Source organism: Porticoccus sp. GXU_MW_L64 (assembly GCF_052983295.1).
On sequence record NZ_JBRKJK010000002.1, the window covers coordinates 190,996 to 205,470 of the forward strand.

Annotated in this window: 9 protein-coding genes; 5 read left to right on the forward strand and 4 right to left on the reverse strand. The window is 56.5% G+C overall.

The features are described 5' to 3' along the window. The 3 genes from ACVBEJ_RS02620 to ACVBEJ_RS02630 form a co-directional block, all read right to left on the reverse strand. Complete coding sequence (locus ACVBEJ_RS02620; RefSeq protein ID WP_447128041.1) at positions 1–1,404, reverse strand: sulfatase; 1,404 nt, start codon at positions 1,402–1,404, stop codon at positions 1–3. 12 nt (positions 1,405–1,416) lie between these two features. Further along, entirely contained in the window at positions 1,417–4,650 is a 3,234-nt protein-coding gene (locus ACVBEJ_RS02625) for a glycoside hydrolase family 2 TIM barrel-domain containing protein (protein WP_447128042.1), read from the reverse strand. A gap of 222 nt (positions 4,651–4,872) precedes the next feature. Next, complete coding sequence (locus ACVBEJ_RS02630; protein WP_447128043.1) at positions 4,873–6,399, reverse strand: sulfatase family protein; 1,527 nt, start codon at positions 6,397–6,399, stop codon at positions 4,873–4,875. Positions 6,400–6,749: 350 nt separating this feature from the next. On the opposite strand from ACVBEJ_RS02630, the gene ACVBEJ_RS02635 reads away from it, so the two are divergent. The 5 genes from ACVBEJ_RS02635 to ACVBEJ_RS02655 all read left to right on the forward strand — a co-directional run bounded on the left by ACVBEJ_RS02635 (position 6,750) and on the right by ACVBEJ_RS02655 (position 12,987). Beyond that, positions 6,750–8,411 (forward strand): hypothetical protein, encoded by a 1,662-nt coding sequence (locus ACVBEJ_RS02635; RefSeq protein WP_447128044.1) that lies wholly within the window; start codon positions 6,750–6,752, stop codon positions 8,409–8,411. Continuing rightward, complete coding sequence (locus ACVBEJ_RS02640; RefSeq protein WP_447128045.1) at positions 8,412–9,560, forward strand: glycoside hydrolase family 43 protein; 1,149 nt, start codon at positions 8,412–8,414, stop codon at positions 9,558–9,560. Between the two features lie 72 nt (positions 9,561–9,632). Continuing rightward, positions 9,633–9,896, forward strand: coding sequence for a type II toxin-antitoxin system Phd/YefM family antitoxin (locus ACVBEJ_RS02645; protein ID WP_447128046.1), 264 nt, complete (start codon positions 9,633–9,635; stop codon positions 9,894–9,896). After that, a complete protein-coding gene (locus ACVBEJ_RS02650; protein WP_447128047.1) occupies positions 9,893–10,282 on the forward strand; it encodes a type II toxin-antitoxin system VapC family toxin in 390 nt (129 codons plus the stop codon). The genes ACVBEJ_RS02645 and ACVBEJ_RS02650 overlap by 4 nt, the downstream gene beginning before the upstream one ends. A gap of 32 nt (positions 10,283–10,314) precedes the next feature. Then, entirely contained in the window at positions 10,315–12,987 is a 2,673-nt protein-coding gene (locus ACVBEJ_RS02655) for a glycoside hydrolase domain-containing protein (protein WP_447128048.1), read from the forward strand. A gap of 35 nt (positions 12,988–13,022) precedes the next feature. Here ACVBEJ_RS02655 and ACVBEJ_RS02660 read toward each other — a convergent pair whose 3' ends face one another. Continuing rightward, a complete protein-coding gene (locus tag ACVBEJ_RS02660) occupies positions 13,023–14,471 on the reverse strand; it encodes a sulfatase (protein WP_447128049.1) in 1,449 nt (482 codons plus the stop codon). Between the last annotated feature and the right edge of the window lie 4 nt (positions 14,472–14,475).

The following is a 14,475-nucleotide window of genomic DNA, read 5'->3' on the forward strand; positions in this document are numbered from 1 at the left end:
CTACCTGATCTGCCCACCAATAGGCTTGCGCGCCTTCTTATTCCTGGCTTTAACATGCTCGGCGGAATAACGGCGCACATCCTCCTGAGACCAGTAGGGCCCGGTATTCCAGCGCGGGTGGATCATTTGCCCTTCCCAGGCAAACAGGTCTTTCATCAGCGCCCGCAGGGTCTCTTGCTGTTCGCTGGCCAGATCGCGGGTTTCCCCCGGGTCGGTGGCCAGGTTGTACAACTGCGCCGGACGGTCCGGGAAGCGCAGCAGTTTCCAGGGGCCGGAGCGCGCGGCGGCCATATTGTCGTAGCGCCAGAACAGCGCGCGCTGTTGTTCGGTTTCCGCCAGCAGTGACTGGCCGTCCAGCGCTTGCGGCAACTTTTTAACACCCGCCGCATCCAGGGCGGTAGGCAGAATATCAAACAGGGAGATAACCTGCTCCGAAGCAGAACCCGGCTCAATCACCCCCGGCCAGCTGGCCACAAAGGGTACGCGAATGCCCCCTTCCAGCAGGGTGCCTTTGGTCCCTCTCAGAGGGGCGTTGTCTGCCGCCAGGCCCACTTTGTCGCCGCCGTTGTCGTTGGTAAATATGACCAGAGTGTTGTCGTCAATGCCGTTGTCTTTGAGCGCCGCCATCACCTGGCCGACGCCACGGTCCAGCGCCCAGGTCATACCCGCCAGGCGCTGCCGCTGCGGGTCTTTGATATGGGCAAAGCGGTCCATATCCGCCTGCAGTACGTCCATGGGGGTGTGCACTGCGTTATAGGCGAGGTAGAGGAAAAACGGCTGGTCTTTGTTTTGTGCGATATAGTCCACCGCCACCCGGCTAAAGTCGTCGGTCAGGTAGGCTTTGGGGGTGAGCAGTTTGCCGTTGTGTTCGATGGCGGATTTGCCCTGCTTTTTGCTGTCTTGCGGGTGGTAAGGTGCCTGCCCGCCGACAAAGCCGTAAAACTCGTCGAAGCCGCGCACATTGGGGTGAAACTGCGCATAGTCCCCCACGTGCCACTTGCCCACGGCAATGGTTTGGTAGCCCTGCTGCCGCATCCGGTCGCCGATGGTTTTCTCCTCCACATCCAGCCCCATATAGGTGTCGTCCACCCCTTTCGGTGGCCGGTGGGTGAGGTTGAATTCATAACCAAAGCGCTGGGTGTAGCGGCCAGCCAGCAAACCGGCCCGGGACGGGCTGCAAAAGGGCGTGGTGACATAGGCCTGGTTGTAGATGCGCCCGCTGGCGGCCAGCCGGTCGATATTGGGGGTCTGCATGTCCCGGCTGCCCTGAAAACCGAAGTCCGCGTAGCCCGCATCATCGGCGAGAATCACAATCACGTTGGGTTGGCGGACGCTACTTTCCGGCGGCGCGGCGCAGGCATTCAGGCCAATAAGCGACAGGGTTAACAGCAGCAGCTTTTTCATGGGCGATTCCTGTTAGTTAATAGAGCGCAGTACAAACTCAAGTTGATAGGTTTTTGTTTCCAGCAAGTGATGGGGCAGCTGGCGCGCACCCCAGGAGTTTTCACCCCCTACCCCTTTCTGGGCGGCGTCGATATTGAGTTCGATGTAGTTCTGGAATTCGACCGTGGAACCGTGACGGTTGGGGGCGCCCCGGGAGCGGTCGTGGTCCAGGTCTTCGATAGCCAGCGGCAGAGCCGAGAAACCGAAGGGCTTCTGCACCGTCACCACCTCAATGCCCCGGCCACTGCCATCACTCAGGGTCAGCCAGCGCACATCTTCCTTGTTGCCGGTTTCCTGGGGGCGCGAATAGTCGTGGTATTGCTGCTCCACGGTGGACTGGTAGCGGCCTACCGGCGCACTGTCTTTGCGGTCGAGGTAGTTTTCGTGGGGGCCGCGACCAAACCATTCCAGGTTGGCAAAGGTGCGATCGAATTGCACACTCATGCCTACCCTGGGCAGTTCCGGCAGTTCGTCTTTCAGCGGCTCAAATGTGCCCTGTACCGCGATGGAGCCATCGCCATAAACACGGTATTGAGTGGTAAAACGAGCGCCGCCATCCGCCAGCAAATGCTCAGTGGTCACTTGCAGGTGATCGCCAATAACGTCGGCGGAAAGTTGTACCAGTTCCCGCTGCGGGGAAACCAGTTGCGACGACTGCTTCCATACCTGAATCAATGGCATCAGCTTTTTGGTGCCCGCGTCATTGTCGGTGGGCACCCGCCAGAAGTTGGGGTGCAGTGGCGATACCAGCAGCTCGCGGCCGTCGACTGTCCAGCCGCTCAGCAGCCCAGAGTTTTTGTCAAAACTGACGGCGAAGCCATCTCCTGTGGCGGTAATGGCGGCGTCTGATTCCTGCTTCTGCGGCGCGGCCAGGCCTTTGGGTGTCTCTGCGTAACTGGCGGCGGTGGCCAGCGAAAACTGTTCCCAGGCCACCACTTCATCGGCATCAATCAATGGAATGGCACCAGCCCTGGCCTTTGCCTGCACGGTTAGCAGCACATCTCCACCCTGTTTGGTGTAAGCGCTAAAATCCGGTAGCGAGACAGATTCGCTGGACTGCCCCACAGTGGCAAAATCCGGCAACGCACCCTCGGCCACCTTTTCGCCGTTGCGCTCGATAAACCAGGAGAAGACAAAGCGCGACAGGTCGGCAAAATCCTGGCGATTAATCAGGGTCAGCGTTTTGTCCTGCAAGCTGAAGTCCACCGGCTGATACACCTTTTTCACTTCCCAGGCGTGGGGGTTCAGGGTGCGGTCTGCCTGAATCACGCCGTTGGCCAGAAAGTTGTCGTCATCCGGGCGCGGGCTGGGGCCAAAATCATCGCCATAGGCAAAGTACTGGCGGCCCTGGTCGTCGGTGCGAATCAATGTCTGATCCACCCAGTCCCAGATAAAGCCGCCCTGCAATCTGGGCTCGGCGTAAATCAGGTTCCAGTAGTCCCGCAGGCCACCCATGCTGTTGCCCATGGCGTGGGAGTATTCCGCCATAATCAGCGGCTGCCCTGGGTTGATTGCCTTAGCTACATATTCTTCCAGCTCGTCGATACCGTCGTACATGGGGGTGTAGATATCGACAAAATCCAGCGGCACATGGCGGGATACTTCTGTACCCCAGCCGCCGTAGGTGACCGGGCGGGTGGGGTCGTTGGTGCGAATCCAGTCTGCGGCTTTTTCAAAGGAGGTACCCAGCCCCGCTTCGTTACCCAGGGACCAGAAGATAATGGCGGCGTGGTTTTTGTCCCGTTCCACCATGCGAGCCACACGATCAATATGGGCTGCTTCCCATTCCGGTTTAAAGCCCAGCTGATTCTTTTCCAGCGCATCGCCTTTGAAATTTGCTTCGGCAAACGCCATGCGCCCAATACGCATGTATTCGTGGGATTCGATATTGGCTTCGTCCATTACGTACAGGCCGTAGCGGTCCGCCAGTTCGTAGAAGTAGGGGTCGTTGGGGTAGTGAGCGGTGCGCACGGCGTTGACGTTCAGTGACTTCAGCAACTGCACGTCTTTTTCCATCAATTCCCGGCTGACCACGCGCCCGGCATGGGCATCGTGTTCGTGGCGATTGACGCCGCGAATTTCAACCGCCACACCGTTGACCAGAAACAGGCCGTCTTTCATTTGCATATTGCGAAAGCCGATGGGCCGGGTAATAAATTCCTGCTCGCCGGTGGCGGTGTTTTTCAGTGACAGGGAAAGTTGGTACAGGTTGGGAGTTTCGGCGCTCCAGGGTTTTACGTTGGCGATTTCACCGGAAAACTGCACCCTGGTATCCGCTGTGGTTCGCGTGCCTTGCAGCAGGGTTTGCCCATCGTGGTTGATTTGGTAGGCCAGTTCGACCTCACCTTTCCCTTGGCCTTTACCCTGTGCGGAGATATCGAGATCAACAACCAGCGCAAACAATCCGCTACCGTTCGCCAAATCCAGATCGGAAATCACGGTAAAGTCTTCCACCAGTGCTTGTGGGCGGGCGTAGAGGTTTACGTCACGCTCGATACCGGACAGGCTCCAGGCGTCCTGGTCTTCCAGGTAGCTGCCGTCGGACCAGCGATACACTTCCACCGCCATGCGGTTTTCGCCCGCTTGCACAAAGTCGGTGAGTTCAAATTCTGCCGGCAATTTGGAGCCCTGGCTGTACCCCACTTTTTTGCCATTAACCCAGATATAAAACGCGGAGTTGACGGCGCCAAATTCCACAAACACCCGGCGGCCTTGCCAGTTTTCCGGTATTTCGAAGGTGCGCACGTAGGAGCTGACCGGGTTGTAGTGGTCGGGAATATGCGGTTGATTGGCGGGGAATACGTAGTCGATATTGACGTAGTGCGGAATGCCGTAACCTTGCAGTTCCACATTGGCGGGCACGGGAATGTCGTCCCAATCGCTGACATCGAAGTTCGTATGCCAGAAATTTTTTGCCCGGTCAGCGGGGCGCTCGGTCCAGCTGAATTTCCAGGTGCCGTTGAGGGATTGTCGATAGGTGGAATTTTCACCGGTGGCGGCCCGTTCTGCACTTTCGTAGGGCACAAAGCTGGCGCGGGCGGCGCGTTTGCCAATGGCGAATACTTGCGGGTTTTCCCAGTCGTTTTGGCTTGAAGCGGATGGGCTTTCCACTTTCTGCTCGCTGCACCCGGCGAGGGTGATCAGCAATGCGCTTAAGCAGAGCGTTGCTCCAGCGTGGGCGAATCTTGACCGGTTAATTATCGACATGGGCCTGCTCCGTTAACAGAATATTTTTCAAGTTTTATTGCTGCCATGCAGAACCGATATAGTTGCATCGCAGGACATGAATCCGGTGTGGCTTGCTGTGACACGCTGCAAGTACATCCATGTAAGCTCGTCGCCAGCATCCCTGCTGGCCACGGTCACAGCAAGCCACTCCGGATTCACGTCTTCAGGTTTTGTGGTACAGCCGTATTCAAATTCACAAAATCAGGGCCGGCTGCGGCCGCCGTCCCGTATCCGATCAAGCGCCTTGACCAGTCGCTCAACAACGTCCGGGTGTTCGGCCGCAAGGTTGTTTTGTTCCGATGGGTCCTGAGCCAGGTTATAGAGCTGGTAAGGCGCCTCACCCTCTCCCGGCTCGACGGTGCGCGGCTGGGTGAAACCTCCGGAACCCAGGCCTTCAACCAGTTTCCAGTCGCCTTCACGAATGGCAAACAAGCCGTTCAGGGCGTGGTGAATCATCGGGCCCCGTTCAACCTGTTCAGCGGTTCCCAGAAACACATTGGCAAGATCAAAGCTGTCGGCACCGGCCTCCTGTTCCAGGGGCTGCCCGGTAATGCGGGCAAAGGTCGCCATCAAATCCGCCAGGGTCAGGGGTTGGTGACTGACTGTTTCAGCAGGTATTCGGCTGTGCCAGCGGGCAATAAAGGGCACGCGGTGGCCGCCTTCGTGGATGTCTGCTTTCTGGCCGCGCAGGTCGCCGTTGGCCAGATGGCCGTACTGTTTAATATCTGACGGCAGCCAGTGGGCACCGTTGTCGGAGGTAAAAATCACCAGGGTATTGTCATCAATGCCCGCCTGTTCAAGGGCGCGCATTAACTGCCCTACGGTGTCATCCACCTGGGCGGCAAAATCGCCGTAGTGTCCTGCTCCACTGACGCCCTGGAATGGCTGTGTGGGCAACCAGGGGGTATGGGGTGCGGGCAGGGGGAAGTAGAGGAAAAACGGGCTGTCATTCGTGTCACTGCTTCGGCTGTGCACGTATTCAACGGCTTTTTCCGTCAGTACGGGCAGTACTTCCTGATGCACAAAATCGTCGCCAATCTCCCCGGCGCGCCAAAAACCCTTGCCACCACGCCGGCGCTGTTGTTCAGCGTCGATGGTGTTTCCAGTAAGGGGCGACGAGGTGGATCCGTTTTCAATATATACGTAAGGGGGCATATCCAGAGAGGCAGAAATGCCGAAAAAGTAGTCAAAGCCCACTTCATTGACACCGGGCCGCAGGCCGTCAGGGTTTTTGTAATCCGGTTTTGGATCGCCCAGTCCAATATGCCATTTGCCGATGGTGGCGGTGTGATAACCAGCGTCTTTTAGCAGGCTTGCCAGGGTTTCCCGCTGGGGATCGATCAACAACCGCGAGCTGCCATTCAATACGCCCTTTTTAAGCCGGGTGCGCCAGGCGTAACGGCCGGTCAGCAGTGAGTAGCGGGTGGGTGTGCACACCGAAGACGGGCTGTGGGCATCGGTAAAGCGCATGCCCTCGGCGGCCAGCTTGTTCAGGTTGGGGGTAGGTACCTTGCTGGCCGGGTTGTAGGCGGCAATATCGCCGTAACCCATATCGTCCGCCAGAATCACGATGATATTTGGCCGTTGAGAGGTTTTATCGTTGTTTGCCTTTACGCTGCTTTTTTCTTCAAGGCCTTCTTCTCTGGCACAGCCAGCGGCCAGCAGCACCAGTACAAAAGCCAGCAATATCCGGATAAAGCAGCGAATTTTTAATACAGGTAAAAACATACGAACAAGCCCCAAAGCAGCAAGATCACGCCGTCAAATATAAAATGTGATTTATAATATGAAATGAGATAGTATCAAGTTCATATCAGTATGTGAACCCATTGCTGTTCCACAAACTCGAACAACATGAATTGGGTATTGCTTGATGTGACCGAGGTCAGCATGGATGCTGACCTCGAGCCCCATGGATGGGTTTACGGCGCGTCACAGCAAGCAATATCCAATTCATGTCTGCCGCGAACCTAAACTCTTTGACGGCCTTATTTTTCCTGTGATTCAGGGGTAAAAACTCAAAGTTTATGGGACAGTAGTGATGTGAACCCAAAAAACTACCAGAGACACTTAGCACCATGCTCAAACTCCCTGTTATCGCCGCACTGCTGTGTTGCTCTGCCCTGACCACAGCGCAGCCTATCGACGACAGCATTTACAGCACTCACCGACCCCATATTCCCGCCTGGTACGACCTGGCCCGCTACCAGGTACATGGCCGTCTGTGGATCAGTGCCGACAATGATGACTGGTACAAAAAACCGATTTTTCTCGACGCCGCCAAAGAGCTGGCCCGCATGGGCGTCAAAGCTCACACCCGCCACACCAAAAGCGGCGACGAGGGCGTAATCTGGAAATCGTCCGTGGGCAAGTCGCACCCCGCTGTTGCCAAACACGGCAATATTGCCCAACAGATTATCGACGCCAGCCACGACGCCGGCCTGCACATCATCGCCTACCAGCGGCACATGGAAGACCTGGCCTATCAACAGACGCACCCGGACGAAGTGGCCAGGGACATCAATGGCAAGCCCGAGGAGCGGCGCGGCGCCATGATCAGTTTTGCCGGTGGTTACGGTGATTACCTGATCACCCATCTAAAAGAGTTAACGGCCATGGGTGCCGACGGTTTTTATCTGGATGAAATGCACGTGCCGTTAAAGGGAGATTTCAGCGAGGTATCGGTGAGGGAATACAAAAAGCGCTACGGCAAAAACCTGTTCAAGGCCAGCGCGGAAGAGGTGGAGGCCTGGCGCCAGACCATCATGGCGGAGTTTTTCGGCAAACTTCACCGGGAATTAACCGCCATCAACAAAGACATCATTCTGCTGCTTTCCGCCAACGGTACCGAATACCGCCTGCTGAAAGATTTTTTCCCCAAATACGAAGCCACTTTTTTTAACAGCGACCAATTCGAGCGCATGCACTCCCTGCCCCTGGCCGCCACCCTGTTCCGGGATTTGTCGGCGGGCCGCCCTCCCCATATCTGGCTGTCGCCCAAAGATACGGATCAAGACATTAATTTTGTCGCACGCCTTCTGGCTCACGGCTCCATCTACAACCGCGACATCCGCCAGGAACACCTGCGCAGCACACCGGACACCAGCTTCCCTCACTACGCCGAGCAAATTGCCCTGGGCAATAAAGTCAGCCCCTTTCTCGCCAACACCGTGCCGCAAAGCGAGGTGTTGGTGTATATCGATGAAACAGACCTGGGTAAAAGAGCGCCCATCCCCCACCCGGTGCGGGACAGTTTTAACCAACTCAAAAGCCAGGGCGTTGCTGTGGGTATGACCTCGGCATCCATGCTGGAGCTGGGCATTCCCTACGGCACCAAAAGCATTGTGTTGCCGGAGAAAGACTTGCCTGTGTCGAAGCGCACCAAAGCCATACTCGAGCGCTTCAAAAAAGCCGGCGGCAAGGTGCTGTATACCCGGGGCGAACTCGAACCACTGGCGCGCTTGTTTAACGCCGACTTCCAGCCCGGCTTTCAGATTTCAAGCGAGCAAAGCAACCTGGATATCAATGTCTACCGACGCAACAAACAGACCTACCACCTCGCACTGACCAATGGCGCTGAACAAAATATCGAACTGTTTATCGCGCAGACAATGCAGCCGAAAAAAGTGACTGACGCCTTTAGCGGCCAGAACATTCCACTGGTTAAAACCAAAGGTGGCTACAAGGTGAACATTGATTCACTGACTATCTTCGCCGGATTAATTATCGAGACTGAATAAATGACAAAGCCCAACTATCTATCATCTTTCCTTGGCATCCTGCTGCTGGCAATCCTCAGCGCCTGCGCAGTGAACGACCAACACATCAACACCACCTTTAAACCCGGCGAAGTCTGGCTGGATACCGACGGCGAGCCCATCAACGCCCACGGCGGCGGCATTCTGTACCAGGACGGCACCTACTATTGGTACGGCGAATACAAAACCGGCGTCACTCAAAAAGTGGGCACTGATTCCTGGCGTGTGAACTTCGTTGGCATCAGCTGTTACTCGTCCAAAGACCTGCTCAACTGGAAAAACCACGGCCTGGTGCTGACCGCATCGGACGACCCCGACAGTGACTTCCACCCCAGTCAGGCAGTGGAACGCCCCAAAGTTTTGTTCAACAAAAAAACCGGCAAATACGTGATGTGGATGCACGTTGACGGCCCCCAGGATGGCATGCTGTACGGCAAGGCCGCTTCCGCCGTTGCGGTGGCCGACTCCCCCACCGGACCGTTTGAATACCACTACACCGTCAGGCCAAACGCTGGCGTGTGGCCGGAAAATTTTGACCCCAACGCGCCCAACCTTATTGAAGGCACCGACAAACTGGCCAGAAAACAGCGCCAGGCCATTGGTTTTATCAAAGCGCATTTTGAAGGCGGCCAATACGCCCGGGACATGACCCTGTTTCAGGACGATGACGGCACCGCCTACCATGTGTATTCATCGGAACAAAACCGCACCCTGCATATCTCCCAACTGAGCGACGACTACCTGCAACACTCCGGCAAATACCAACGCTTTTTCCCCGGCCGCCACATGGAAGCGCCCGCCATTTTCAAACGCAATGGCAAGTACTACCTGATGGCCTCCGGCACCTCCGGCTGGAACCCCAACCCGGCGCGCTCCGCCGTGGCCGATTCCATCTGGGGTCCCTGGAAAGAACTGGGCAACCCGGCTGTCGGCGAAGGTGCTGACGTGACCTTCCGCAGCCAAAGCACCTTTGTGCTGCCGGTAGCGGGCAAAAAAGACGCTTTTATTTACATGGGTGATCGTTGGGTAAAACAGGATTTGCAGGATTCCCGATACATCTGGCTGCCGGTGGAATTTACGGATGAGGGCTATCAGATCAAATGGAAGGATAAGTGGGGTTTGGATAATTAGTCGAGCCAACAATATATTTTGACCAACAAAGTTGGTCATATTACTGTTTTGCCACTATAGAAGGAGTAAAACATGGCCACTGAACTGATTAACATCGCTGAACTGAAGGCTCACATTTCCGGGCTTTTGGAAAAAGTCAGCTCCACCGGCAAATCGGTAATAATCGGCAAGTACGGAAAACCTGTCGCCAAACTTGTCCCCTACCAACCCGAAACAGATAACCAGCCTCGCAAGGCCGGGTTTGGCAAGCACCTGGCTCTGGCCAGCATCACCACAATACAAGAGCAAGTTGATGCACCCCATGATGATGAAACACTGCAAGGGTTTTATCAGTGAAGATTCTCCTGGATAGTTGTGCCCTGGTTGATCTTGCCACTGGTGCCGCCACGCTTAACAAAGAGGCGCTGCAGCATTTTAGCCGCCGAACAAATGAAGTATATGTCAGCGCCGCATCATTCTGGGAGCTGGGCATCAAAAGGTCTCTTGGCAAGCTCGATTTTGATATTCGCGGGGCGGTGGCGCTTTTGCCGGAAAACCATATCCATGTTTTGAATATCGATATTGACGCCTCACTGCTGGCCAGCGAACTGCCCTACCACCACAAAGATCCCTGTGACCGGATTATTATCGCAACGGCAAAGCTGCAAGACCTGGCAGTGATGACCTCTGATAGCATTTTCGAAAAGTACGAGATCGACATTATCAGGACACGATCGCAATAACCAAACCGGGATGAAAAGCAAAGGCACTACCCATGAAAACACTGATCCCCACCCTCTGCCTGTCACTGTGCTGTACTGCCTTCGCGGTGGACGACGGCCATTACAACATGCCGGATTCCAACAACGAGCAGGTCACCTACGACCCCCGCGCCGACAGCATTATGAATCGACTGGCCACGGAAGAAGACCGGGCCCGCTTTGTCCGCGACAACCCCAGCGCCAGCGGCTACTACCTGTTCGGGGAAGACCGCAGCAACTCCATTCGCTTTCGCCACGCCCTGCCCGCCCACTGGCTGCAATCACAAGCGCACCAGAACCGGTTTCGCGGCACCGCGCAGCCCGGCGAATACTATGTATTCCAGCTCGGGGTATTTGCCGCCGAAGACGACCTGGCTTTCAGTGGCTTTCAGGCCAGCGACAGCCTTGCCAAGTTGGGGAAAGTGGAGCTGCTCAGTGACAATAAAATCGATCCAATCCGGGTAAAAAAAGGCACCCTGAAGCCACTGTGGTTTGGCATCGAGATCGACCAAAAAGCTGAGGGGATTTACCAGGGCGGCATCAGATTATCGTTCAATGGCAAACCATCCAGCACCGCACAGGTGGGCATCAAGGTGGCCGGTGAGGTGCTTGACGATTTTGGCGACAAGGATTCCTGGCGTCTGTCCCGGCTGCGTTGGCTGAACTCCACCATTGCCGACAACGACGATGTACTGGTAGCCCCCTTCACAGCCATTCAGCAACAAGGTAAAACCCTGGGTATTCTGGGCCGGGATTTGCAACTGAACGACAACGGCCTGCCCGCCCAAATCGTCTCCCGGTTTAATGCCAGCAATACCCGCATTATCGACAAGGGCACCGATGTGCTCACCGAGCCCTTTGCCTTTGTGGTGGAAACAGCGGCCGGGGCCGTGCAATGGACAAGCACCAACTTTCGTTTTACCCGCGCACAAAAAGGCGCGGTGGCGTGGCAGTCGGTAAACACATCCAAAGATTTTGAACTTCGGGTCAGCGGCACTCTGGAAATGGACGGCTTTGTGCAATACCGCTGCACACTGACCTCAAAAACAGCAGTTGAGGTGAAAGACATCCGCCTGGAAACCCACTACAGCAAACAGGCCACAAGCTATTTTATGGGCCTTAATCATGCGGGCGGCCTGCGCCCGCATACCATCAACTGGCAGTGGGATTCACAATTCCATCAAGACGGCTACTGGATAGGTGCCGTCAACGCCGGCCTGAAACTGAAATTCAAAGGGGCCAACTTCCAGACCCCGCCCATCAATGCCTACTACCATTTTCGCCCACTCAGCCTGCCCCGCTCCTGGAGCAACGAAGGCAAGGGCGGCATTCGCCTGACAGAAAACGACGACCGCTCCGTTGCCGTTCGCACCTACAGCGGAACCCGCAACATGCCCGCAGGCACCGAACTGGCGTTTGATTTTGATATGCACATCACCCCCTTCAAACCGCTGGATACTGACGGCCAGTGGAAATATCGCTACTTTCACCCGCACCAAGGGGTGAATGACGCCGACCTCGCCGACATGTCACGCATCAAGGCCAAAGGCGCCAATGTGGTGGAAATCCACCACAACAAGGACCAGAACCCCACCATCAACTACCCCTATTTTGACCAGTCCTTTCCCGTACTAAAAAGCGCCGTGGAAGATGGTCACAACAACGGCCTGATGGTGAATATCTATTACACCACCCGCGAAATCACCAACAACCTGCCGGAGCTGTTCGCCTTTAAAAGTCTCGATGGCGAAATCATCAGTGGCGGACCGGGTAAAGACGCAAAACCGGTCACCAACCCCAAAGGGCCGCACCCCTGGCTGATTGAACATTTGCGCGACGACTTTATCCCCGCCTGGCGGGAAGTACTGAAAGGCCGCTACAACGGGCTGCTGGACCTGGCGGTACTCACCAATCCCGATTCCACCAGAATGACCAATTTCTACCTGGAAGGGCTGGACTACACCATCAAGGGCGCGGGCATTGACGGCCTGTACATCGACGGCACCGCCCTCGACCGCGAAGGCTTCCAGCGCGCCCGCCGCATTCTCGACCGCAACAACCCCAACGCCCAGATCAGCATGCACTCCTGGAGCAACTTCAACGAACTGGGCGGCATGGCCTCCTCCGCCTACGTGTATATGCAGAACTTCCCCTACTACAACCGCCTCTGGTTTGGCGAACACTTCGCCCACCGCTACCGCAAAATGAGCAAGGACGAATGGCTGGTGGAAGTCTCCGGCATCCCCTTCGGCCTGATGAGCGAAATGATGTACAAGGGAATGCCCCACCGCGGCATGGTATTCGGCATGACCGGGCGGCTGGGCTGGAAAGGCCAGCCGCAGTCCATGTGGAAACTCTGGGACCACTTCGGCATGTCCGGCTCCACCATGATCAGCCACTGGGACCCGGCCACCCCCGTATCCACAGGGGTGGCGGATATTCCGGTAACGGTGTATCAGAAAAACGACAAAGCGCTGCTGGCCCTGGCCAGCTGGTCGGACAAAACCGAACAGGTAACATTGAAGATCGACTGGCAGGCACTGGGTATCAAACCGGAACAGGCAACGCTCTACGCCCCAGAGATTTCAGGCGTTCAGCAGGCCCGACAATTTGCTGTGGATGAGACCATTACTGTGGAACCGGGCAAGGGCTGGGTTTTTTCCCTTGAGGCTTCAGATAGTAAGTAAGAACGAATCCACCGGCTACAAGCCGGTGGATTCCGTTAGGGCCGATACTCCGGATTCACCACCACAGGCACCGGCGCATTAACCCGTTCGCGCCAGCTACGCATTTGTGCCAGCAGGCTTGCCGTCACATCCGGCATCGAGGTAGAGATATTTTGGCTTTCACCAATATCCGCTTCCAGATCGTAAAGCTCGACTTCGCCGCTTTCAAACCATTCAATCATCTTGTAACGGCCCATCCGGATGGCGCCAGCGGGGGTAGTTCGCCATATATTTCCTCCATCACCCTTTCCTTTGTAGGCCTGCAAGTACGCCGGGAAATGCCAGTACAGCGGTCTGTCTGCCGGAAAAACTTCCGGTTCCCCATTCAATAACGGCAACAGCGACACCCCATCCAAAGGCTGTGTGCTGTCAATATCGCCTGTGGCCAGTTCCAGGAAGGTGGTGTACAGGTCCGTGCCGATCACCGGGGTATCCGAACGGGTATTTGCCGCGACGACACCGGGCCAGCGGGCTATCAGTGGCACGCGGATACCGCCTTCGTAAAGCATGCCCTTGGCCCCCTTCAGAGGGGTCATATCCGTATAGTCGCCGTGGCCGCCGTTGTCGGAAAAGAACACCACCAGAGTGTTGTCCGTCAGTTTCATGCGCTCCAGTGTGGCCAGTATCCGGCCCACACTGTCGTCCAGGCTGGCGACCATGGCGGCGTAGTCCAGGTTGTTGTGGCCGCCATCAATGGGGCGCGCCGCAAACTCCGCCACCCGTTCGGGTTTGGCCTCAATGGGTGTGTGTACGGCGTAATGGGGCAGGTAGAGAAAAAACGGGCGCTGGCCGTCGTGGTCTTCAATAAAATCCACCGCCAGCTGACTGATGCGGTCGGTGAGGTAATCGCCCTCCTCGCAGTTATCCGACAGGTCGGGAATAACAATCCGCTGGCTGCGAAACGGGCAATGGTAGCTGCCGGGCTGCCCAAAGTGACCGGCGGCCAGGGCAACGTCAAAGCCGTGCCGCCGGGGGTCGTTATCCAGGTGCCATTTGCCCACCATGCCGGTTCGGTACCCGGCATCGCGCAGCCTTTCTGCAATGGTGACGCTCGCCCCATCCAGGGTGGTGCTGTTGGCAACGGGTATCAGCTTGCGGTGTTTTGACTGGCCCCGTTCCGACGAACCAACGGTATAAATACCGTGCCTGGGCGTGTATTGCCCGGTCATCAGGCTGGCGCGGCTGGGCGCGCAGTTGGGCGCATTGGCATAAGCCTGGGTAAAACGCAGGCCCTCACGGGCAAGGCGGTTCAAATGGGGCGTTCGGTAATAACCACTGTAGGGCTCAATATCCCGCCAGCCCAGATCGTCGGCATAAATCAGTACGATATTCGGCGCGCCGGACTGCGCGCCCGGCGGCCCATTCTGGTTTTGGGGGGTACAGCTGCACAGGCTGACAAGCAGCAGCAAAAAGCCAAGTCGATTTGCAGTAGAGTTTACCTCCACAGCA